A 21,655-nucleotide genomic window follows, 5' to 3' on the forward strand; every position below is an offset into this window, starting at 1 on the left:
AGCTTTAATAAATAAATACTTGCAAGCAATGAGTGCAATTAATGTAGATGTTGTAGAGCTTGGTTTACGTTCCCTGCAAAATAAAGGGTTTAAGGGAGCGTGTGCATTTAGTACCGATGAATTTTTGAATAGTCTAAATATCCCAGAAGATTTAAAAGTCGGGGTTATGGTTAATGCGAGTGAATTTGTTGGTGATTTTAAGCAAGAAAGTGTACTAGAGAAGCTATTTCCAGTTAGGGAGCAGGAATCGCCAGTTTCATTAGTTCGTATTGCCAGTCATGTACATGAGTTTACTCAGGTACTACCTGCCGTTAGCTGGCTAAAAGAAAGAGGCTATATGGTTGGTCTTAATCTAATGCAAATTGCAGAATGTCAAGAAAGCGAGGTTGAATTTTTAGCTAAAGAAGCAACAGGATATCCAATTGATGTACTATATTTTGCAGACTCTATGGGTAGTATGAAGCCAGGAAAAATATCTGAAGTAGTAAGTTGGCTACGTAGAGAATGGAGTGGTGCATTAGGAATACATACTCACGATAATCTAGGGCTGGCTCTTTCTAACACCATGAGAAGCATACAGGATGGTGTTAGTTGGGTGGATTCGACAGTTACTGGCATGGGGCGAGGACCAGGCAATTCAATAACCGAAGAACTTGCAATAGAAATATCGGATTTACGTGGTGTTCAACCTAATATGATTCCACTAATGGCATTGATTAGGCAGCATTTTAAACCAATGCAGCAGCATTATGGTTGGGGAAAAAACCCGTATTATTATTTGGCTGGCAAATATGGAATTCATCCTACTTATATTCAGCAAATGTTAAGTGATTCCCGCTATAGTGAAGAAGATGTAATTGCCGTAATCGAGCACCTTAGAGTTGAAGGTGGAAAAAAGTTTAGTTTAAATACACTAGATGCCGCTCGTCACTTCTATAAGGGCTCTCCTGAAGGTAGTTGGTCACCTGTTGATTTATTTTCAGGTCGTGAAGTATTGTTATTGGGTACTGGTCCAGGAGTAGAGAAGCACCGGACAGCAATAGAACAATATATACATAGCAATAAACCGCTTGTATTAGCATTGAATACCCAAAGTGCTATTGATGCCGAGTTGATAAATGTTCGAGTTGCATGCCACCCCGTACGATTGCTGGCCGACTGTGAGGCCCACACAAAGCTTCCCCAGCCTCTGATTACTCCTTATTCTATGCTACCTAAAGATGTACAAGAAGCATTAGGTGAAAAAGAAATATATGATTTTGGTTTAAGTGTTAAGGCTGATGCATTTGAGTTCTCTAAAAAATATTGCACAGTACCATCTTTATTGGTAATGGCCTATGCTTTTGCTATTTGCGCTACTGGTAGTGCTTTGCGAATATTGTTGGCAGGTTTTGATGGGTATGATGGATTAGACCCACGTAATGAAGAGATGAATAATATTGTCTTAAATTATCGAGAATCCTGCAGCAAAGTACCTTTGTTAGCGATAACTCCGTCTCGATACGATGTAGATAAAATAAGTATTTATGGCAGTTTAAAATGAAAAAAAATAAATTAAGTTGCTTCTTGCCTTGTCGTAAAGGAAGTGAGCGAGTAGAAAGAAAAAATATAAAGCCATTTGCAGGGAATGAATATGGTCTTATACAAGTTAAACTGTATCAATTGTTAGGTGTCAAGAGCATTGATGAAATTGTTTTGTCTACAAATGATGATGAAATATTAAGTTACGTTAGTGGATTGAATGAATCACGAATCCGAGTGCATAATAGAGTTGAAGACTTGTCATCAAGTGCAACAAGTACAGATAGTCTAGTTGCTCATGCATTAGATCTGATTGGAGATGGTGATATCTTGTGGACACACGTAACGTCGCCATTTATAAGATTCAAGCACTATGAAAAAATAATTGAAAAATATTATGAATCATTAGACGAAGGTTATGATTCATTAATGACAACAACCGAATTGTATTCGTTTCTTTGGCAGGGAGAGAAGCCTTTAAATTATGATCGGAAATTAGAAAAGTGGCCACGAACTCAAACATTAAAGCCAATTCATGAAATTAATAGTGGCGCCTTTATAGCTTCCACGAATATCTATAAGCAATGTAGAGATCGAATAGGTTATAAGCCTCTACTTTATCCTTTGGGTAAGCTAGTTGGTCATGATATTGATTGGCCGGAAGATTTTGCTATCGCTGAATGCCTAGTAGAAAAAGGACTTCTAGAGTTATGAAGCTGCCACTAACGGAATACAAAACATTAGTATTTGACTGCGATGGGGTTGTTTTAAACTCAAACAAAGTTAAGTCATCTGCATTTTATCATGCTGCATTGCCTTTCGGAGTTAATGCAGCTCAAGATTTAGTCAGTTACCATGTGGCTAATGGAGGAATATCACGCTACGAAAAGTTTGCCTATTTTTTGAAAGAAATAGCTCCTAACGCTGCTAGAAACATAAGTGGCCTTGGCTTAGAAGAGCTTCTGAAAAGTTATGCGTTAAAAGTTAGAAGTGGATTGCTTTCGTGTGAAATAGCAGGGGGACTTTTAGAATTAAAAGCTAGGACAAAGGGAATACCTTGGCTTATTGTATCTGGAGGGGATCAAGATGAGCTACGAGAAGTGTTTAAAGAAAGGAGTCTGGGTGATTTATTTGAAGGGGGCATATTTGGAAGTCCAGACGATAAAGAACTAATAATTGAACGTGAGGTTCAAGGCAATAATATAGCTCTTCCGGCACTATTTATTGGGGATAGTAAATATGACTATAAAGCAGCTTGTAGCTCTGATTTAGATTTTATTTTTATAAGTGATTGGAGTGAGGTTTTTGATTGGGAGAAATGGTGTGCTGAGCACCGCATTTCTCATTGTAATAATATCGCGTCTATCAATAATTAAGCGAATATTGAGTGTAGTTTACCTGAGAATTATGATGTCTAAAGCATTGTTAAAGAAAATATATATCAAGTTTCCTTTTGGTTTTAAAGTATATGTTAAGGATCTGATTGTTTTTTGCATTGCAAGTCTTCGTGGTGCAAAAAATATTAAAAGAATTTTATTTGTTAAGGATCATCCAGAGGTTTGTGTTTTAGGGAATGGGCCTAGTTTAAAAAAGGATATGTTAACAATAAGTAAGCGAATTGGAACTCATGATTTTATATGTGTAAATAATTTTTGTGATGATGACTTGTATATAGTACTTAAGCCAAAGGTATACGTGCTGCTAGATGCATATTTTTTTAGTGAAAATTCCCATGAAGATTGGATTGTTCGAAGAGAGAAGACTTTCACTATTATAAATGATCGAACTGATTGGGCTATGAATATAGTAGTGCCTCATAACGCTAATGTATCTATTATTAAAGAAGTAATTAAGAATGAGAATGTAAATATCATAAAGGTAAATACTCAAAACTATTTTGGAAATACATTAACAGGGCTTGCAAAAAGACTATTTGATATTGGATTTTATGGGCCGCCTCAAATTAATGTTTTGATCTATGCGATCTATTTACCAATAATTGCGAAATATAAAGCAATATATGTATATGGTGCCGACCTAAGCTTTCATAATGATGTTGAGGTTGATCAAGAAAGTAATGAGCTATTTATTACGTTTAAACATTTTAACGAAGAAAACAAAGTTGAAAAATTAACAAAAAATCCTGAAAAAATTCACAAGTGGCGAATGGGAGAGTTATTGGAGTTAAGTGCTAATACATTTTATGCTCATGAAGTGATAAGGGACTATGCAAAAACTAAAGATATTGCGATATATAATGGGTCTGATTATTCATTGATAGATGCATATCCAAGAAAAAAATGAGATGCGCACTAAGAATAGGGCGCTAAATAGCTTAGATAGATATCGTTCTAAATTAACAAGTGGTTGATTATTGTTGTTAGAATTATAATTGACAAGAGATAAAGATTGATTATTGGGGCCTTCTTTAAGCAGGCGAAGTAAATTGCAAAGATAATCCTAGGTGTAAGTGTTTTAAAGCCGAGTTCTATCTCTTGTTAATAGCTATTATTCCCCTCATAAAAAGAGTTAAGCGAAAGTGTCAGATTGTTCTGTTTTTTTATATGTTCTAATGGTGTGATTAACTTAACTATCAATAGTAAAATTGTCTTAGGTGAAGTACTAAATGATCAAAGTTATTGTCCAGTTGTTTTCTTTGTTAACGGTTGATCAAAGGAATAAGTTTTATTTGCTGCAGTGTTTAGTTGTATGTATGGCAATCATGGAAATGGCAGGTATTGCTTCAATAGCTCCATTCATGGCGCTGGTTGGAAATATAAGTTTAGTATATGAAGATAACTTTATTGGTTATATGTATACCCGTTTTGGGTTTACAGATCCGTATGAGTTTCTTTTTTTCGTCGGTCTGATCGTATTAGCTGCATTAGCAATTTCAGCATTTGTTTCCATGATTACTGTCTGGAAACTTGCCATGTTCGCTGCACAAATTGGCACTGAGATAGGGGATCAATTGTATATGTATTATATGAGACAGTCTTGGTTGTTCCATTCAAATACGAGTACAGCTGAGCTTACAAAGAATATTTCTTCAGAAAGCATTCGGATTACGGATCAAATTATTCAGCCGTTAATGCAGATGAATTCTAGATTCGTACTGGCGCTCTTTCTGACAATAGGTATTGTTGTTTATAAGCCGCTAGTTGCGTTGGTGGCAGTTTCTATTTTTCTGATAGCATACTTGATTCTTTTTAGGCTGGTGCGAATCAAACTCGCTATAAATGGTCAGATTATTTCAACCTCATTAACTAATCGATTTAAGTTATTAAATGAAGGGCTAGGTGGTATAAAAGATATTCTTTTGTTGAATCGGCAGAAGTATTTTGTTGATGAGTTTAAAGAGTCAGGTAGGCAATTTTCAAGAGCCCGAGGGCGTACGAATGCTCTTTGGCAGGTTCCTAGGTATTTTATGGAATTCTTAGCGTTTGGTGCAATGATATCCTTGGTTCTTTATTTAATAAGCAGTAATAATGGAGAGTTGGGAGTTATTTTACCAGTGCTAGCTGTTTATGGGTTTGTAGGGTTTAAATTATTGCCGGCGTTTCAGTTGATCTATGGCTCAATAAGTCAGATAAAAGGTAATGTTGCAGCTTTTGAATCCGTTAGCGAGCATTTATTTCTTTCTCAAAGAGAAGAGGCTGATGAAAAATTAGAAAGTAATGAGAGTGTTAAGCCTTTTCTTGAAGGGGATGTAGTGTTTAAAAATGTTAGTTTCACCTACCCTAATAAATATAAGCCCGCTCTTACGGAAGTTGACTTAATTTTTCCCGCCAAGAAAACTGTAGGGGTTGTTGGTGCCTCCGGGTCAGGTAAATCTACTCTCATTGATATTTTGCTATGCCTGATAAGCCCTGCAAAAGGTAGTATGGCTGTAAATGGTATTGATATTAGTTCTGAAAATAAAAGGACATGGCAAAACTCTATTGGCTTTGTGCCCCAATCTATATTTCTTACTGATGGTACAATAAAGCAGAATGTAGCATTTGGGGTTCCGGAAAGCGATATTGAATCTGACAAGGTTAAAGCTGCTTTAAAGTTAGCTCAGTTAGACGACTATATTGAGACTTTAGATTTGGGTATTGACACACCTGTTGGTGAAAGAGGCGTACAGTTGTCAGGAGGGCAACGTCAAAGAATCGGAATCGCTAGAGCTTTGTATGATAATGCCTCAGTCCTTGTCTTCGATGAAGCAACCAGTGCTTTAGACGGTATAACAGAAAGAATGATAATGGAATCCATACATTCTTTAAGTGGAAAGAAAAGTGTAGTGTTAATTGCTCACAGACTACAAACAGTGAAGAAGTGTGATGTGATCTACTTTATAGACAATGGTAAAGTTGTTAGCACAGGAACTTTTGATGAGCTATATGAAAATAGTTCCCAGTTTAGAAAGATGGCTGACCATTCATAATGCGTAAATATGGAAGATTAAAATTTGAATCTTAATAAGTGCTCAATCGATAAAGACATTACTATGATAGTAAATAGTTGTAATGACTATGGCGATGTAGTGCCACTTTTCTTGGCGGCTTTGAAAGAGTATTGGCCAAGTTGGGATGGTGATATTATTATAAATAATGAAAAATATTTAGAGGTAAATCACCTTACAGACTTAAAAAGGAGAGAGGTCACTTGGGGGAAGCGGCTACAGCTCATTTTGCAGTCTATACAAACCAATTACGTTTTAATGGTATTTGATGACTATATCCTAGAGTCTAAAGTTAATGTGTCTAAATTCAATGAGTTTATGGAAATCTTAGCCAAAGATGAAAATCAAAGTGTATTTTATCTTAATGCTGTGTGTCTCAGGGATCATTCTGATGATAAAGTGAGTAATTTTAGGATTCTAAAGGATAAAGTCGATTTTAGGATCAATTCAGCCCCGGCAGTATGGCGAAAAAATGATCTGCAAAGTTATGTAGGGGAAAAAGATAATCCATGGGCGTGGGAAGTATTTGGCACCTATAGGTCCTTTGGTGATGGTAAAGTATTTTGCTCTCCTAGCAGTGTGGAAAATAATCTGTTCAATTACAACTATAAAAAAGGAGGTGCAATATATAGGGGTAAATGGGTTAGAGAGGTTGTAGTCGATAAATGTGAAAAGTATGGAATAGATATTGACTTCAACAAGAGGGGATTTACTGATGACCTTGCGAATGAAAAAAGGACTTGGTTGTGGAAAGTCAAATTTATTTGGTTAGGTTTTAGAATGGTAGGATTTAAGTCGCTTTATTATTTTATTGGGTATGTTAGAGCTAAGGCTAAAGGTAATGCGTAGTTTCACATTTTGTGTGTTGTGCTTTAATCATGAAAAATACATTATTGAGCATTTAGAAAGTATAAAATTCTTAGTCAAAACATATGGCAAAGATTACAAAGTAAAACTATATATAAGCGATGATGCTTCGAATGATAGAACGGTTGAGTTTGTAGATTGTTGGTTAGCGGATAATGGCCATTATTTTGATGAGATAGTTAAGTTTTACAATTGCGACAACTTAGGAACGAGTAAGTGTGTAAGTAATATGAATGAATTGATCACGAGTGATGTTGTTAAAATCACAGCAGGAGATGATGTATATTCATGTGAAAATATTTTTAAATACGCTTTTGATAACATTAGTGTTGATGTTTTTTCGGGAGTTCCTCTACTGCTCAAAGACAGTAAGATATCTAAATCCTGGGTTGCTATTGTTAATATTATCGCTACTGCAGTAATCGGGCAGAGGAGCAGTTTTCGTAGTAGTTTAACAAGAATTGGATTCTTCAATGCACCAAATATTATTTATAATGCTAAACATCTCAAAAGCCTTAATTTAAATAAGTTTTTAAAAAGCTTTGATGTTGTAGAAGATTACCCTATACAGGTTGCAATTTCTGAAAGCTCAACCTCACGATATTCGGTCTGTGATCGGACTTTTGTATATTATCGACGAACAAGTAATTCTACCTATATGGTTGCCTCTAGTAGATTTGCAAAAGACCAAATACAATTGTTCGAATACTTAATCGATACCGCCCAAAGCCGTACTTCAAAATTTTTACTAAAAAATAGACTTTATTGCTTCAAACAAAAATATTTCTTTGTACGCAAAGTTTTTAATTTTTCAATATGGATCTACCTGATTCGCTTGGCTTTTAATGCTCCGAAAATATTGCTTCGAGTTATTGGCTACTACCATTGTTCAAGTTTAGTTTTACACGAAAGGCACTATGAAATGATAAGTAAATGTGCCGCCGATTTTCATATCAGGCTTAACAATTAGATGCTATATTTTATCCCGATTCTAATTTTAGAGTTTTATCTATGTTTGACCCTATTGGTGTTTGCATTTGGTCCTATTGACTATGAGTTAGCAACACCAGTTTTGTTTTGGCTGTTGATGGTTTTATACCTAGTTTCTTTTTGTGTTGGTTTTTTAATAGCCTACTTAATTAAGGGAAAACCTAAGCAATTTAGTGATTTTTATCTAGGTGATGATAAAAGTACTTGGTATATGTATTTTATAATGATGGCATCATTTGTAGCATCGGTAGCAAGTTTTAGCACTGTGTCAGTTTTTGATATCTTAAATCCTCAATTTTGGTATCAGACGGTTTTTAATGGGATTGTAGATCCAGGAGCCCAATATAGGCTAAAAATAGAGCGATTTCAATCTGGAGCTGAAGCTAATAAAATCCTAAACATCTTGTCGGTATTCATATTGTTCGCCAAATCTCTAATTATCCCGATGTTGGTTTTCATGTGGCATAGGCTCGCTTTCACAATGCGATTTTTAGCATTGCTAATATCCCTGATTCCTGTGCTGTCTGGTTTTTTCAATGGTACGAATAAACCAGTTTTTGATTTTTTAATTTTTTATGCAGCATCTCTTTTTGTATATTTTATATATAATAAATTTAGGTTTGGCAGCTATAAGCTAAAGACTCGAAAGTTTTTTATAGGGGTATCTATAGTAGCTTGTGTTGGCGCATTTTCTTTTTTTGGACTGGTAATCGGTGGGCGAGGGGGAGAGGTTTCATATATTGAGAGTACATCAATGTTGGGCGATATTACAGTAATCAATAGAAGTTTAGCTTCATCTAATCCCATTTATTATGCTTATGTATGGTTTACCAATTATTTAGTGCAAGGATATTACGGTTTTTCCCTTTCTTTGCAGCAAGAGTTTGAAACTACATTTGGGTTCGGTCATTCGGTCTTTTTGATGAGACAGCTAGAGTGGTTGACAAATATTGATCTTACAGAATTAACATATCAACATAAGATTGATGAGTTTTGGGGAGAGTCAGCCCAATGGCATTCGCTTTATAGTCACCTGGCGAATGATGTTCATTTTTTCGGAGTGTCGTTTTTATGCTTATTTATAGGCTTTTTCTTAGCAAGAGTATGGTTCTCAGTATTGGATAATGGTTCGTTTTATGGCGCTTGTTTAATACCATTGTTCGTATTGTTGATATTTTTCATTCCAGCTAACAATCAAATATTTGGGTTCTTAGGTACTTTTTCTTCCTTTTCGATAATCACCTTGCTTTGGCTAAAAGAAGGTAAAAGTTTAATGACAAAACGAAGTGATTTATAGTGCATTTCAAGTGTAATTAAAATTAAACTGAAAGTTATAAGCGTTGTTAGAATAATTTAGGTTGGCTTAAAGTTATAAAATATTAAGCTTTCTTAATCAATCGTTGATTAGCTGAATGATATTTTATTAATGTAATACCATTAATCTATTTGGGAAGGTTCTATTGGAAAGGTGTGTTGAGGATATGTTGTTTATAAAATTAATCTACTTTCATAGAACTTTTTAGTTTTATTCTAAATTATATATAAAAGGTGAATTTTATGTTTACTGGCAAAACATTGTTAATCACGGGTGGTACAGGTTCCTTTGGAAACGCTGTTCTCAAAGGCTTTTTAGATTCCACCATTGCGGAAATTCGTATTTTTTCGCGTGATGAGAAAAAACAAGATGATATGCGTAAGCGTTTCTCAAACCCTAAGTTAAAGTTCTATATTGGTGATGTGCGAGACTATCAAAGTATTTTAAATGCAACCCGAGGTGTTGATTATATTTTCCACGCGGCGGCTTTGAAGCAAGTACCTTCTTGTGAATTTCATCCAATGGAAGCGGTTAAAACCAACGTTCTTGGTACAGAAAACGTACTTGAAGCCGCGATTCAAAACCAAGTGAAACGTGTTGTTTGTTTAAGTACCGATAAAGCTGTCTACCCGATAAACGCAATGGGAATATCTAAAGCCATGATGGAAAAAGTCATGGTGGCGAAGTCTCGTAATGTAGATGAAACTAAAACAGTAATTTGCGGTACTCGTTACGGTAACGTGATGGCATCGCGTGGTTCTGTTATTCCATTGTTTGTAGAGCAAATACGTGCAGATAAGCCGTTAACTATTACTGACCCGAATATGACACGTTTCATGATGACGCTAGCCGATGCGGTTGATCTCGTTTTATACGCGTTTGAAAATGGTAACAACGGTGATTTGTTTGTTCAGAAAGCACCAGGTGCCACTGTTGAAGTATTAGCTAAAGCATTAACTCAAATTGTAGGTAAGCCAGGGCACGAGATAAATATTATTGGTACTCGCCATGGTGAAAAGCTCTATGAGGCACTTTTAAGCCGTGAAGAAATGGTTTGTGCAGAAGACTTAGGTGACTATTATCGAGTTCCTCCAGATTTACGCGATCTTAATTATGGTAAATTTGTTGAGCAAGGAGAAGAAAAGATCTCGATAACTGAGGATTATAACTCACACAATACAAAGCGATTAGATGTCGAAGGTATGAAGGAATTGCTGATGAAGTTGACTTTTATGCCTGCTATTAAGCGTGGCGAAAATATTGCGGCAGAGGAATAGTTATGAAAGTCTTAATAACGGGTGCAAACGGATTTGTAGGCAAGAATCTTCAGCTGCATTTGTCTGAGCGTGTTGATGTTGAAGTAAGCTGTTATACTCGCGAGCATGATATTTCTGATCTTGAAAATTTAATTTCTGATGTTGATGTTGTTTTTCATCTTGCGGGTATTAATCGCCCAGAGAATCCTGCTGAATTTAAACAGGGTAATACTGATTTAACAGAAGCATTATGTTTAGCGTTACAAAACGCTGGTAAGAGTATCCCTATTATTTATAGCTCCTCTATTCAGGCCGCTGTTGAAAATCCATACGGTGATAGTAAGCGTGGAGCTGAAAACATATTGCTAGATCATGCCGATAAGAGTGGTTCACCGGTATTTATTTTTCGTTTGGCTAATGTGTTTGGTAAGTGGGCACGCCCAAACTACAACTCAGTAGTTGCGACCTTTTGCCATAATATTTCACAGGGTTTACCTATTCAGGTAAATGACCCTGCTGCCAAAATTAATCTTGTTTATATTGATGATGTTATTTCTTCATTCTTACAAGTAATGGATGGCCAGATTGCTGGTACAAATATAGGTAGCAATTTTGTAGAAGTAGTGCAGAAATATCAGATTACAGTTGGGGAATTAGCCGCTCAAATACAATCATTTAAAGAAAGTCGCGATACGTTAATAACTGAAAATGTTGGCTCTGGTTTAGTTCGAGCGTTGTATTCTACTTATGTAAGCTATCTAAAACCTAAGCAGTTTAGTTATCAAGTCCCTAAGTATGGTGACGAACGCGGTGTGTTTGTTGAAATGCTTAAAACCAAAGAAGCTGGGCAATTCTCTTTCTTTACTGCGCATCCAGGTATAACTCGTGGCGGGCATTACCACCATTCAAAAACGGAAAAGTTTTTAGTCATAAAGGGCAAAGCTTGTTTCCGTTTTCGTCACATGTTTACCGGCGAGTTTTATGAATTACACACCGATGGCGGACAGCCAGAGATTGTTGAAACGGTAACAGGCTGGACTCACGATATAACTAACGTTGGCGACGATGAAATGGTCGTTATGCTATGGGCCAATGAAATTTTTGATCGTGAAAACCCAGACACTTACGCTAAACCTGTTGGCACAGAAGCCTAAGAATTACAGTTATTATTAAACGGATAAAGTTTTATGTCTATTAGGAAAATGAAGGTTGCTACTGTAGTAGGAACACGCCCTGAAATTATTCGTTTAGCACGAGTAATGGCTAAGTTAGATGAATATTGCGAACATATATTGATTCATACCGGTCAAAACTACGACTTTGAATTAAATGAAATATTTTTCCAAGATTTAGGCATTCGCAAGCCAGATCATTTTTTAAATGCTGCTGGTGCCAGTGGTGCTGAAACCATTGGTAATGTGATTATTGCTGTTGATACAGTATTAGCTGATGTTAAGCCAGATGCTTTGTTAGTTCTGGGAGATACCAACAGCTGTATGGCTGTGATTCCAGCTAAGCGACGCAAGATTCCAACCTTTCATATGGAAGCCGGTAATCGCTGCTTTGATATGCGCGTTCCTGAAGAGATTAACCGCAGAATTGTCGACCATACGGCTGATATTAATTTAACCTATAGCACAATTGCCCGAGATTATTTATTACGTGAAGGCCTATCGCCAGATTTGGTGATAAAAACGGGCAGTCCAATGTTTGAGGTTTTGAATTATTATCGTGAAGGAATAGATAATTCAGATGTTCTTGATCAGTTAGGTTTAGAGGCAGGTAAGTTTTTTGTCGTTAGTGCTCACCGTGAAGAAAATATTGAATCAGATAAAAACTTTTACAAGTTAGTTGATGTGCTGAATACAGTAGCTGATCAATACGGTTACCCTGTAATTGTTTCTACTCATCCAAGAACTCAAAAGCGAGTTGATGCACTTGGTATTGAGTTTCATGAAAATGTACGTTTACTGAAGCCATTAGGGTTTAAAGACTATAACAAGCTTCAGCTTTCTTCTAAAGCCGCTCTATCTGACAGTGGTACTATTAACGAAGAATCATCTATTTTGAACTTTCCTGCCCTTAACCTACGAGAAGCACATGAGCGACCAGAGGGAATGGAGGAGGCTTCAGTGATGATGGTTGGTTTAGAAGCTGAACGTGTTATGCAAGCACTTCAAATACTTGAGAGCCAGCTAGGCGGAGAGGAGCGTAACTTAAGGTTAGTAGCAGATTATAGTATGCCTAACGTGTCTGATAAGGTTGTACGTATTGTGCATAGTTATCGTGATTATGTATTGCGCAATGTGTGGAAGCAGTATTAATGTCAGATAAGAAAGAGAAGATTGCGATTATTAATCGTAGCTTTTGGCCTGTTTACCCCGTTATAGGAGAGGCGCTTCTTAGGTATGCTGAGCGTGAGTCTTTTCATTCTAATATTTGCGTTATAATGCAAGATCATGCAAATATTCGATCTCAGTTGTTAAAACATAAACGCGGTGATGGGGTAAGGTTTTTTCCATGCAAGGCATGGTCTGTGTCTGGAAGCGGCGTAATAAGACGTGTTCTAGACGCGATTTTTTTTATGGTCTGGGTGTTGCTTGTTTTGATATGGAAAAGACCAACTAAGGTTTATGTTTCAACAGACCCGCCTGTATTGGTCCCCTTTATAGTAATGGTTTATTGCAAATTCTCATCGTCAAAATTCATTTATCACATACAAGATATTCACCCTGAAGCAGCAGACGTAGTCATTCCAGTAAATAAGTTTATGTTCAATGCTCTAAAGGGCATAGATTCTCTTGTTATACGTCAGGCTGATCTATTAATAACAATTACAACTGAAATGAGGGAAGAAATAAGAACGAGATCTCATACAATAAAGCCAATCGCTATTCTCTCAAACCCTTCTGTTTCATTTGAGCAAAGTAGTTTATCTCAATCAAAGAAACTAGGATTTACATTTTGTGGAAACGCAGGGCGCTTACAAAGAATCCCATTGCTCATATCTTCTATCAGTAGATATTGTGACAATGGTGGTAAACTACCATTTGTATTCGCAGGTGCCGGTGTATATGCCCAAAGTTTAAGAGATTTAGCAAAAAAATATCCAAATGTGGAATATTTAGGCCAAATTTCTTCGGAGGAAGCAGCTAAATTAAGTTCTACATTTACTTGGGCTTTGCTGCCAATTGAAGACGAAGTGACAAGGTTTGCATTTCCAAGTAAATCATCTTCATATGTTTTTTCAGGAGCCTTTATTGCGGCTATTTGTGGTGAGCACACCAGTGTCGCAGAATGGGTTTCTGAAAATAAGCTCGGAAGTATTATTCCAGCTGATGCGGATTCACTATTCAAGTTTTTTCAACAGGTTGAAAAGGGAGGAATAGATTACAGTATTTTCAATATTGAGCGTGAAGAGCTGAAAAGCAAGTTAAGCTTTGCGGTTTTTATTAAGAAACTTACTAAGCTTATAAATTTAGAGAGGAGTGCCTATGAGAAGTAAAATTTTAATTACTGGGGCCTCTGGTTTTTTAGGTTCCGCAGTGGCTAATAATTTAACGGAGAAAAATCTTGTTTTAACTGGTCGAGTAAATCGTTTAAATCTGCCTAGTTTCTATATCAAAGAATTAACTAGTACGGAGAATTACAAGGACTGTTTGGCGGATGTAGACACCATAATTCACTGTGCTGCTCGAGCACACTTAATGAACGACGAATCTGTCAATCCATTAGCTGAATATCGCAAAGTAAATGTAGAAGGCAGTGCAAATCTTGCGAAACAAGCTATTGCGGCAGGTGTAAAACGGTTTATTTTTATTAGCTCTGTTAAAGTTTCAGGTGAATGCACGACGGGTTCACAGCCCTACACCGAAGATTTGCTTCCAGCTCCAGAAGATGCTTATGGTCAATCTAAGCTCGAAGCTGAGAAGTTGCTTAAAGAAATTGCACATGAAAGCGATATGGAGCTTGTTATTATTCGTCCACCCTTAGTATACGGCCCTGGTGTTAAAGCTAATTTTTTAAGGTTGGTTAGGCTTTCTAATTTGCCCATTCCGCTACCGTTTGGGGCAGCAAACAACAGGCGAAGTATGGTTTATATGGGTAACTTGGTAGACTTTATATCCCTTTGTCTTTCACACCCAGCAGCCGCTAATGAAACTTTTTTAGTGTCAGACGGGGAAGATTTGTCCCTTCGAACCTTAATTAGCTATATTCGTAAAGCACTGGGTAAACCCAGTTGGTTATTACCATTCCCAGTACGCCTTTTTAGAATAGCAGGAAAGCTAATCGGTAAAAGTAGTGTCGTAGATCGCCTATTTGGTGATTTACAGGTGAATTCATCTAAAGCTGGTGTATTATTAGGTTGGAAGCCGCCTTATAGTGCGGAAGAAGGTATTAATAAAACTGTTCTAGATTTTCAAAGTAAAAGGAACTAGCGTGTTACGTTTTTTAGATATTGTGTTTTCATTTATTGGTTTAGTTTGTGGTGCGCCTGTGCTCCTTGTTATTTATGTAATAGGTCTATTTGATACTGGCTCGCCAGTTTTTAAACAAGAACGAGTGGGTCGTCATAAAAATCCATTTATTTTGGTTAAGTTTAGAACTATGTCTGTTGATACTGCCTCGGTAGCTAGCCATCTAGCCAGTACAGCCTCTATTACTAAAATGGGCGGTTTTTTGCGTAAAACCAAGTTAGATGAGTTACCCCAGCTTTGGAATGTTCTAAAAGGTGATATGAGCTTAGTAGGTCCGCGCCCAAATTTATTTAATCAGTTAGAACTTATTCAAGAGCGTGAAGCCCTAGGAGTTTATAGCGCTCGCCCTGGTATCACTGGATTGGCCCAAATAAATGATATTGATATGTCTATACCTAAGTTGTTGGCTGAAACAGATGCAAAAATGATTAGAAGTTTAAATCTAAAAAGCTATTTTGAATATATTTTAAAAACGTTAGTTGGCCAAGGTTCTGGTGATAGGGTAATTAAGTGAAAGCAAAACTCACTGCTAAATACACCGAGCTAAAACGCATCCATAAAAAATGGATCATGGTACTAGCCGATATTGCAATTCTACCTATTTCTCTTTGGGCTGCTTTTTCATTGCGCTTAGGTACTTTATGGCCTAACACTCATATTTCACAATTTTGGTGGCTGTTTGTAGCAGTTATTCCAACGGCCATACTTATATTTGCTCGGCTAGGCTTGTATAGGGCTATTATTCGCTACATTGGCAGTAAAGCGCTGTATGCAGTATTAAATGGCTCTGTGTTAATGTCCTTTGTGGTTTGGTCTTTAGTGTTTATCTCGCGTGAACCTGGCTTTCCTAGATCAATCCCTATTATTTTTGCATTAGTATTAATGGTTTTGGTGGGTGGTAGCCGGTTAGTAGTTCGCTGGCTTTATAATTGGGTAAACGTAAACTTTGCAAGCCGCGAGCCGGTTGTTATTTATGGCGCAGGTGACTCTGGCATGCAGTTAGTGTCTTCATTGCAAAAGGGAAAAGAGTACCTACCCGTTGCCTTTCTTGATGATAACCCCCAGCTGTGGGGGCATTCAGTCCATGGTATTTCAGTGTATTGCCCTGAATCAATGGATGAAATTTTTAAAAGCATGAATATTAAACGGGTATTGCTGGCTGTACCACGGGCAACTAAAAAAGAACGTAAGGTTATTCTGGATAAGTTAGAACCATTCCCCGTTCATGTTCAAACTATACCTGCCATGCCCGATATTGTTGCAGGGCTTGCCACGGTAGATCAGCTTCAAGAAGTAGAATTGGAAGACCTGTTGGGGCGGGATCCTGTCCCACCCAAAAAAGAACTCTTTGAAGCCTGTATCAAAAATAAAGTGGTAATGGTAACGGGTGCAGGGGGCTCTATTGGTTCTGAAATTTGCCGGCAGGTTATACAAGCCAACCCAAATAAATTAATACTTTTTGAACTAAACGAATTCTCTTTATACGCAATAGAGCGTGAGTTGTTAAAAGAAATAGCAAAAAGCAATCTAAATATTAAACTGTTGCCAATACTTGGATCGGTATGCAATGCTAATCGAGTGGAAGGCGTTATTGCAAAATACAATGTAAATACAATTTATCATGCCGCTGCGTTTAAACATGTTCCCTTAGTGGAACATAATATATTTGAAGGTATTCGTAATAACGTGGTAGGCACTAAAACGGTTGCCGAGGCAGCCCATAAGCTTCATGTTAACCATTTTGTTTTAATATCAACCGATAAAGCCGTACGCCCCACAAATGTTATGGGCGCTACAAAGCGCTTAGCAGAGCAAGTTATTCAAAACTTAGCACAGCAATCTAGCACAATATTCAGCATGGTTCGCTTTGGTAACGTATTAGGGTCCTCTGGCTCAGTTGTGCCCTTGTTTCGTAAGCAAATCGCGGCAGGCGGGCCTGTTACCGTCACCCACCCCGATATTACTCGTTTTTTTATGACCATTCCAGAAGCATCTCAGTTGGTTATTCAAGCAGGTGCAATGGCGAAGGGCGGCGATGTATTTGTATTAGATATGGGCGCATCAGTTAAAATTTTAGATTTAGCCCATAGAATGATTGAACTCAGCGGCTTTGAAGTGAAAAACGATGATAACCCCGAAGGCGATATTGCAGTTGAGTTTACCGGGCTGCGTCCAGGCGAAAAGCTGTTCGAAGAATTGTTAATTGGGGAGTCAGTGATTGGTACCGAGCACCCTAAAATACTTCGAGCAAATGAAATATTTGTTGATATAAGTGAAATTGAAAGTAGCTTAAGTGCGTTTGAACGTGCAGAACTCAGCTTTGATGCTAAACAGGCACGTACAGTATTAGAAAAGGTAGTGAGTGGGTTTAAACCAAACTCTGAATTAGTTGATTTATTACAATAGTCACTATTTCGCTTTAAGTAACAACACGATATTAAGCAAAATAACTATTAAAAGTGGTGTTAGTGCTACGTAGTAGGTGGGTATTGCAAAAGACAGTGCCAGCGGGCTTAAAACTGATTGAATAATATTTAAAACTAAGCTCACCATTAACCCAGAGAATACTCTAGCGCCCATACTAGACTCTCTGAGGGGGCCAAAAATAAATGTGATGCCTAAGCAAACTAAAGATAGGGTAAGCAGTGGCTGAACTATTTTTTGCCAAAACTTCAATGCGTACTGGTTATTGTTTAATCCTTGTTCACTTAGATACCGAGTATAAGTAAAAAGGGTAAAAAGTGATAAGTTTAATCCGCTGTTAGTTTTAGTTAATAGAAGCTTTGGGGTCACTTGCATCGACCAGTGTTGAATTTCCGCTTCCACTTTCTCGACGCCAGTTTCTGTATGAATTTTATCTAACGTACCATTGGCCTGCCATACACCCTCGCCAACATATACGAGGCTGTTAAATTTAGTGGTAACGGGCTTTGCATCTGACCGGCTGCTTTCTATACGGTAACCGCCGGTTACTTTTCCATTTTGGTCTAATGCATTAAAAAAATAGAAGCTATTTTGGTCTTTATGCCATACGCCATATTGAGTGCTGGTTTTAGATGCCGCTAAGTCTCGTATTTCTTTTGCTTTTAACTCGTAATATGGCGCGATGGTTTCTCCAAATGCGAAAAAAAGGCATGTCCAAACAATTGGGGCAATTAGGATTTTTTTTACAATTTGCATTTTCATTAAAGTAGCTGATTCGTAAATTACCAGCTCTCTATCGTTAGCCATTTGCCCAGTGGCAAACAAAACTCCAATTAAAATGATGTATGGGGAATATACATATAGCCGTGCGGGCGCTGTATACAATACGTATTGTATGGCAGGGCTGGCAGTATAGGTTTCATTGGTTCTATAGTTTAATTCATTTAAGCTGGCTAGAACTATATCTATGAGCCCCATACCTAAGAAGGCAACTGCAACCGATAAAAACTGAATTTTAAAAATATGTTTGTTAATAACGGTCATGAACGGCTGCCCTTAACTACTTTATTTCTAAATTTCCAGTAGCCAGCATAATGTATGGCAAAGGCTATAAATAAGAACAATAAATGAACCCACCAGTATACTTGGAAAAAGCTTGCCTCACCTCGGTAAACTGGTCTAATGCTTGCGCTGAGCATAAGAGTGTAAAAGCTGTAGCAAAGTAGGGCAGGCAACAGCATTTTAAACTTACCTTCCCTTGGGTTGGTTTTTGCAAATGATAAACCAAGCATGGCCATTACAATCATTATAGGAGGGTACCCAATTCGGTATAAAAATTCAGTGAGCTCCCACTGCCTTTTAGATTCAATAAGTTCTCTATTTGTCATGGTGGCCGACTGCAAGCGGTAACGCTTTTCACCTACCTCGGGTAATAAAAATGCGTACCGTTGGAAAGTTGTATAATTAGATTGAGTTGAATCGAATATACCCTCAAGTAAAGTGCCATTTTCTAGTTTAAAGTAGCGCTGTCCATTGATATTAATTAGCTCGCCACTATCACTCCAAATAAAAATACCTTTCGACGGCTGTGCCATAAAAATATTTTCAATCGGGTTACCGGTTGTTTGCGCATTTTCTAAATAAAAAACATCATCGGAAGAACCCAGTTGGTTAAACTCACCAGCTTTTAGTAGGTCAAATGGGTTACGATTGGATATTTCTCGTTGGTGCTCTAGGGCTACTTTGCTTGTAGAAGGGGCTATAAATAAAGTGATTCCCCATAACATTACACAACCAACAAAGCCAAGAAACAGAAGTGTGTTTCTTATACGCGTAAAGGGAATGCCCGTTGAGAGAATTGCCGTCATCTCATGTTCGGCATACATTTGGCCGATGCCTAATAAAACCCCTAAAAATAGCCCTAACGGAAGTACCTCAACAAAGTAGCTTGGAACGCTCAGTACAAGTATGTACAAAAGGTCACTGAATAGCTCAGTACCATTTGTATCTTCTAAAATTCGAACAAAACGAGTTGATGTAAACAATAGAAGTGCCACTGAAGTAACCGCGGCGGTGGGCATTAACACCTGTTTGCTAATGTACTTTGCTAAAACCATTCTACTTGTCATTGTATTTTTTCATGCCTTTTGCCATTGCACGGGTAATGAGAATCAAATGCTTGGCTTAAAATGGGTGAGCATAAAATTAAGCAAATAAACGGACCCATCCAGAAAAACAAGTAAGATTCAAAAAAGTTCATCACGCTAAATACAATTAGACCATAAACTGAAAACGCACTAAGCCCTATATTCGCGATACTTGAATACTTAACAATAAAGTAGAACGGCGCCAATGCAATAAAAAGCCCTAGTAAACCAAACCCTAAGGTAAACTCAATATAGCTGTTATGAAAGTGACCAAAACTTTGTTTTATAAAAGAAGGGAAGTCGGATTCTTGAATAGCACTTAGCCTCACTTTAGCACCATAACCAATCAACGGTTTTTCGCTAATCATTTCGCCAGCTAATATCCACGTATTTACTCTTATACCTAAGCTTGAGTAAGGAATATTATTCCAGTCACGATCTAACAATGCTTGAATCGTTTGATTTTCACTTAGAATTCTTGTTTTTATGGAATCACCAAATTTTGCGTAAGTGAATACTGCGGAAGTAATGGTAAGCAACAAACCACTAAAAACCCCAGCTATGATGGGTTTGGTTAAATTGATAATTCTTTTGCGCACAATCTTTATTGTTAAGGTTACTATTAGATAACAGAAGCAAATAGCTAACGCTAAAAGTGCTGCACGAGTCTGCGTGCCAATGAGTGCAATAAAACAGAGAACTGATAATGAAATAAGCATTAGTATTGAAAATATTTTTAGTAAACGAGGTTTAATTCGTGCAGCTACTAAAACACTGCTTATTAACCCAATAAATGAAATGCTAAAAAATAATGCAGCGTGCTGGGCGTTTAAGATATTAAAGTCTACTCGATGACCTTGGAACAAAAGCCGAACCGTTTGAAAAAAATTAGGGTCTAATAAACAAGCATACATAAGCCCTGCTAGCGCAAGCCCAAGAAAAATATAAATGGTTCGCAAGTTTCCACCTAGCCACCAGGCTATAGGTATAAACAAGTAGATACGGCTAAGCGGTTCAAAAAGTGCGTATTTTTTGGCTTGCTCAGCATTTTGAAGATAGTTGATTCCAAAAAAAATAATAGGGGCCATAATTGCAATGATCATTAAAATTATGAGGGGTTGTTTTTTAAAGGACCTCCATTGTTTAATGAGTGGGTACAAAAATAAAAGTGTAGCTATGGCCTCTGGCCAACGGTTTAATGACGTTGGCGTCCATATTTTTATAAATGCTGTCGTAAAACAGGCAAGCAAGGCGACCCACACCATGATGTTAGGGCCGCGATCATAACTCGCTGGAAACCATCGATTCACATTTAATGCACTTAACTGTGCACGGTTTAAATTATCTGCGTTAGTCATGTGTTTGTTCTGTGTCTTTGGCATTCGTCGGGAAGTGATAATAGTCTACTAGTGCTTGCCATTGGCTGCGGTTTCCATCTTGTTTGATGTTGGTATGGCCAAGGGCTATCTTTTGACTGAAGGCAATTGGGATTGGCTTTGGGGTGGGTGCTTGGCTTCTGTAAACCGCCGTGCCTTTTCTTAACGCCATAGCTTTAAACCAAAGGTCATCGGCTTTCGGAGTAAGCTGTAAAAATAGCTCTTGATTAACGGTTTCACCATCTAGCGCATTAGGTGGGTATAAAGTACCCCCGTAGCCTATTGCAAGGGTATTAGGCGTAGATTCGCCTGGCTGAGCACTTTTCCAATATTTATAGGGAAGCAATTTACCGTTCGTTTCGTACGCAATATTTCTGCACTCGTGCGCTATAACCTTATTTGGGTGAAGCTTATGCTCATTGAGTAAGCGTTCTAACCAGTCAACCGGGTATATTAAGTCATCGTCACAAGTGACTAACGTGTGGTTTGGGTATTCAGTTAAGGCAAATACTAGTTTTCTGTGCGAACTTGTGCCTGGTTTAAACCTGATTTCAAAATGCGAGCTCTCTAACTTACGTAACGAGTTGGGGATGTTATTTTTAAGGTTTGAATTTAACCATAAAATGATTTTTTCTGGCCGAACAGACTGATTAAGCAAGCTTCGAATGGTAATGCTCAATACGGTAAGACGGCTTGGAATACTGGTTAGTGTCACTATAACAGGTAGACTTGCCGAGCTTGAACCCTCTCCTAATTTTTTAATGGGTGTCAGCATTAATTTAAGGCTAGAATACAGGCTTTTAGGATATTCCTTTAATTTCATAGTTAGCTACG

Annotated in this window: 22 protein-coding genes and 2 pseudogenes; 18 read left to right on the forward strand and 6 right to left on the reverse strand. The window is 37.5% G+C overall.

The window, feature by feature from the left end:
- Positions 1-166: 166 nt before the first annotated feature.
- Both QWZ13_RS10305 and QWZ13_RS19925 read left to right on the forward strand, forming a co-directional pair.
- The gene (locus QWZ13_RS10305) at positions 167-1,543 is read left to right on the forward strand and encodes a hydroxymethylglutaryl-CoA lyase-like TIM-barrel protein (RefSeq protein WP_353959015.1); all 1,377 of its coding nucleotides are present in this window, start codon (positions 167-169) and stop codon (positions 1,541-1,543) included.
- Positions 1,540-1,902, forward strand: a pseudogene (locus QWZ13_RS19925) (cytidylyltransferase domain-containing protein); the annotation flags it as partial. The gene QWZ13_RS10305 and the pseudogene QWZ13_RS19925, both read left to right, overlap by 4 nt.
- On the opposite strand, the gene QWZ13_RS10315 reads toward QWZ13_RS19925, so the two are convergent.
- A complete protein-coding gene (locus tag QWZ13_RS10315) occupies positions 1,886-2,044 on the reverse strand; it encodes a hypothetical protein (protein ID WP_290281697.1) in 159 nt (52 codons plus the stop codon). The pseudogene QWZ13_RS19925 and the gene QWZ13_RS10315 overlap by 17 nt on opposite strands.
- A 187-nt stretch (positions 2,045-2,231) precedes the next feature.
- Here QWZ13_RS10315 and QWZ13_RS10320 point away from each other — a divergent pair, with 187 nt between their 5' ends.
- The 8 genes and pseudogenes from QWZ13_RS10320 to QWZ13_RS10350 all read left to right on the forward strand — a co-directional run bounded on the left by QWZ13_RS10320 (position 2,232) and on the right by QWZ13_RS10350 (position 7,805).
- Positions 2,232-2,897 carry an HAD family hydrolase gene (locus QWZ13_RS10320; protein ID WP_290281698.1) on the forward strand — a complete coding sequence of 222 codons (666 nt, stop codon included), beginning with the start codon at positions 2,232-2,234 and terminating at the stop codon, positions 2,895-2,897.
- A 31-nt stretch (positions 2,898-2,928) separates the two neighbouring features.
- The gene (locus QWZ13_RS10325; protein WP_290281699.1) at positions 2,929-3,825 is read left to right on the forward strand and encodes a hypothetical protein; all 897 of its coding nucleotides are present in this window, start codon (positions 2,929-2,931) and stop codon (positions 3,823-3,825) included.
- Between the two features lie 508 nt (positions 3,826-4,333).
- Positions 4,334-5,950: an ABC transporter ATP-binding protein gene (locus tag QWZ13_RS10330; RefSeq protein ID WP_290283332.1), complete on the forward strand. Its 1,617-nt coding sequence runs from the start codon at positions 4,334-4,336 to the stop codon at positions 5,948-5,950.
- 24 nt (positions 5,951-5,974) lie between these two features.
- The gene (locus QWZ13_RS10335) at positions 5,975-6,817 is read left to right on the forward strand and encodes a hypothetical protein (RefSeq protein ID WP_290281700.1); all 843 of its coding nucleotides are present in this window, start codon (positions 5,975-5,977) and stop codon (positions 6,815-6,817) included.
- Positions 6,810-7,064, forward strand: a pseudogene (locus tag QWZ13_RS19930) (glycosyltransferase); the annotation flags it as partial. The gene QWZ13_RS10335 and the pseudogene QWZ13_RS19930, both read left to right, overlap by 8 nt.
- A 46-nt stretch (positions 7,065-7,110) precedes the next feature.
- Complete coding sequence (locus tag QWZ13_RS10340) at positions 7,111-7,257, forward strand: hypothetical protein (RefSeq protein ID WP_290281701.1); 147 nt, start codon at positions 7,111-7,113, stop codon at positions 7,255-7,257.
- Positions 7,258-7,407: 150 nt separating this feature from the next.
- Positions 7,408-7,548, forward strand: a complete 141-nt coding sequence (locus QWZ13_RS10345; RefSeq protein ID WP_290281702.1) for a hypothetical protein — start codon at positions 7,408-7,410, stop codon at positions 7,546-7,548.
- Positions 7,533-7,805: a hypothetical protein gene (locus QWZ13_RS10350; RefSeq protein WP_290281703.1), complete on the forward strand. Its 273-nt coding sequence runs from the start codon at positions 7,533-7,535 to the stop codon at positions 7,803-7,805. Before QWZ13_RS10345 ends, QWZ13_RS10350 begins: the two co-directional genes overlap by 16 nt.
- A 647-nt stretch (positions 7,806-8,452) precedes the next feature.
- Here the strand turns inward: QWZ13_RS10350 and QWZ13_RS10355 are convergent.
- On the reverse strand, positions 8,453-8,605 hold the full coding sequence (locus QWZ13_RS10355; protein WP_290281704.1) for a hypothetical protein: 153 nt from the start codon (positions 8,603-8,605) through the stop codon (positions 8,453-8,455).
- A gap of 142 nt (positions 8,606-8,747) precedes the next feature.
- On the opposite strand from QWZ13_RS10355, the gene QWZ13_RS10360 reads away from it, so the two are divergent.
- The 8 genes from QWZ13_RS10360 to QWZ13_RS10395 all read left to right on the forward strand — a co-directional run bounded on the left by QWZ13_RS10360 (position 8,748) and on the right by QWZ13_RS10395 (position 17,280).
- Entirely contained in the window at positions 8,748-9,122 is a 375-nt protein-coding gene (locus tag QWZ13_RS10360; protein WP_290281705.1) for a hypothetical protein, read from the forward strand.
- Between the two features lie 260 nt (positions 9,123-9,382).
- Complete coding sequence (locus tag QWZ13_RS10365; RefSeq protein ID WP_290281706.1) at positions 9,383-10,417, forward strand: polysaccharide biosynthesis protein; 1,035 nt, start codon at positions 9,383-9,385, stop codon at positions 10,415-10,417.
- Between the two features lie 2 nt (positions 10,418-10,419).
- A complete protein-coding gene (gene wbjC / locus QWZ13_RS10370; protein ID WP_290281707.1) occupies positions 10,420-11,550 on the forward strand; it encodes a UDP-2-acetamido-2,6-beta-L-arabino-hexul-4-ose reductase in 1,131 nt (376 codons plus the stop codon).
- 33 nt (positions 11,551-11,583) lie between these two features.
- Positions 11,584-12,720, forward strand: coding sequence for a non-hydrolyzing UDP-N-acetylglucosamine 2-epimerase (gene wecB, locus QWZ13_RS10375; RefSeq protein ID WP_290281708.1), 1,137 nt, complete (start codon positions 11,584-11,586; stop codon positions 12,718-12,720).
- A complete protein-coding gene (locus QWZ13_RS10380) occupies positions 12,720-13,901 on the forward strand; it encodes a glycosyltransferase family protein (RefSeq protein ID WP_290281709.1) in 1,182 nt (393 codons plus the stop codon). Before wecB ends, QWZ13_RS10380 begins: the two co-directional genes overlap by 1 nt.
- Complete coding sequence (locus tag QWZ13_RS10385) at positions 13,891-14,835, forward strand: UDP-glucose 4-epimerase family protein (RefSeq protein ID WP_290281710.1); 945 nt, start codon at positions 13,891-13,893, stop codon at positions 14,833-14,835. Before QWZ13_RS10380 ends, QWZ13_RS10385 begins: the two co-directional genes overlap by 11 nt.
- A 1-nt stretch (position 14,836) precedes the next feature.
- Complete coding sequence (locus tag QWZ13_RS10390; protein ID WP_290281711.1) at positions 14,837-15,388, forward strand: sugar transferase; 552 nt, start codon at positions 14,837-14,839, stop codon at positions 15,386-15,388.
- Complete coding sequence (locus QWZ13_RS10395; protein WP_290281712.1) at positions 15,385-17,280, forward strand: polysaccharide biosynthesis protein; 1,896 nt, start codon at positions 15,385-15,387, stop codon at positions 17,278-17,280. Before QWZ13_RS10390 ends, QWZ13_RS10395 begins: the two co-directional genes overlap by 4 nt.
- Positions 17,281-17,283: 3 nt before the next feature.
- Here the strand turns inward: QWZ13_RS10395 and lptG are convergent, their stop codons facing one another.
- Genes lptG through QWZ13_RS10415 form a run of 4 tightly spaced genes read right to left on the reverse strand, consistent with a single transcriptional unit; the run spans position 17,284 to position 21,644 of the window.
- On the reverse strand, positions 17,284-18,342 hold the full coding sequence (lptG, locus tag QWZ13_RS10400; protein WP_290281713.1) for an LPS export ABC transporter permease LptG: 1,059 nt from the start codon (positions 18,340-18,342) through the stop codon (positions 17,284-17,286).
- Entirely contained in the window at positions 18,339-19,427 is a 1,089-nt protein-coding gene (gene lptF, locus QWZ13_RS10405) for an LPS export ABC transporter permease LptF (protein WP_290281714.1), read from the reverse strand. Before lptF ends, lptG begins: the two co-directional genes overlap by 4 nt.
- Positions 19,424-20,803: an O-antigen ligase family protein gene (locus QWZ13_RS10410; RefSeq protein WP_290281715.1), complete on the reverse strand. Its 1,380-nt coding sequence runs from the start codon at positions 20,801-20,803 to the stop codon at positions 19,424-19,426. The genes lptF and QWZ13_RS10410 overlap by 4 nt, the downstream gene beginning before the upstream one ends.
- Entirely contained in the window at positions 20,796-21,644 is an 849-nt protein-coding gene (locus QWZ13_RS10415; protein WP_290281716.1) for a glycosyltransferase family A protein, read from the reverse strand. Before QWZ13_RS10415 ends, QWZ13_RS10410 begins: the two co-directional genes overlap by 8 nt.
- Positions 21,645-21,655 lie beyond the last annotated feature (11 nt).

The organism is Reinekea marina, from assembly GCF_030409715.1.
Classification (GTDB): Bacteria; Pseudomonadota; Gammaproteobacteria; order Pseudomonadales; family Natronospirillaceae; genus Reinekea; species Reinekea marina.

Bases quoted from the DNA above. Each gene is read 5' to 3' on its own strand.
- QWZ13_RS10305 (WP_353959015.1), top strand. From the start codon at position 167: ATGGTTAATGCGAGTGAATTTGTTGGTGATTTTAAGCAAGAAAGTGTA.
- QWZ13_RS10315 (WP_290281697.1), bottom strand. From the start codon at position 2,044: ATGTTTGAGTTCGTGGCCACTTTTCTAATTTCCGATCATAATTTAAAG.
- QWZ13_RS10320 (WP_290281698.1), top strand. From the start codon at position 2,232: ATGAAGCTGCCACTAACGGAATACAAAACATTAGTATTTGACTGCGAT.
- QWZ13_RS10325 (WP_290281699.1), top strand. From the start codon at position 2,929: ATGATGTCTAAAGCATTGTTAAAGAAAATATATATCAAGTTTCCTTTT.
- QWZ13_RS10330 (WP_290283332.1), top strand. From the start codon at position 4,334: ATGTATACCCGTTTTGGGTTTACAGATCCGTATGAGTTTCTTTTTTTC.
- QWZ13_RS10340 (WP_290281701.1), top strand. From the start codon at position 7,111: ATGATGTATATTCATGTGAAAATATTTTTAAATACGCTTTTGATAACA.
- QWZ13_RS10360 (WP_290281705.1), top strand. From the start codon at position 8,748: ATGAGACAGCTAGAGTGGTTGACAAATATTGATCTTACAGAATTAACA.
- QWZ13_RS10365 (WP_290281706.1), top strand. From the start codon at position 9,383: ATGTTTACTGGCAAAACATTGTTAATCACGGGTGGTACAGGTTCCTTT.
- wbjC (WP_290281707.1), top strand. From the start codon at position 10,420: ATGAAAGTCTTAATAACGGGTGCAAACGGATTTGTAGGCAAGAATCTT.
- wecB (WP_290281708.1), top strand. From the start codon at position 11,584: ATGTCTATTAGGAAAATGAAGGTTGCTACTGTAGTAGGAACACGCCCT.
- QWZ13_RS10380 (WP_290281709.1), top strand. From the start codon at position 12,720: ATGTCAGATAAGAAAGAGAAGATTGCGATTATTAATCGTAGCTTTTGG.
- QWZ13_RS10385 (WP_290281710.1), top strand. From the start codon at position 13,891: ATGAGAAGTAAAATTTTAATTACTGGGGCCTCTGGTTTTTTAGGTTCC.
- lptG (WP_290281713.1), bottom strand. From the start codon at position 18,342: ATGACCGTTATTAACAAACATATTTTTAAAATTCAGTTTTTATCGGTT.
- lptF (WP_290281714.1), bottom strand. From the start codon at position 19,427: ATGACAAGTAGAATGGTTTTAGCAAAGTACATTAGCAAACAGGTGTTA.
- QWZ13_RS10410 (WP_290281715.1), bottom strand. From the start codon at position 20,803: ATGACTAACGCAGATAATTTAAACCGTGCACAGTTAAGTGCATTAAAT.
- QWZ13_RS10415 (WP_290281716.1), bottom strand. From the start codon at position 21,644: ATGAAATTAAAGGAATATCCTAAAAGCCTGTATTCTAGCCTTAAATTA.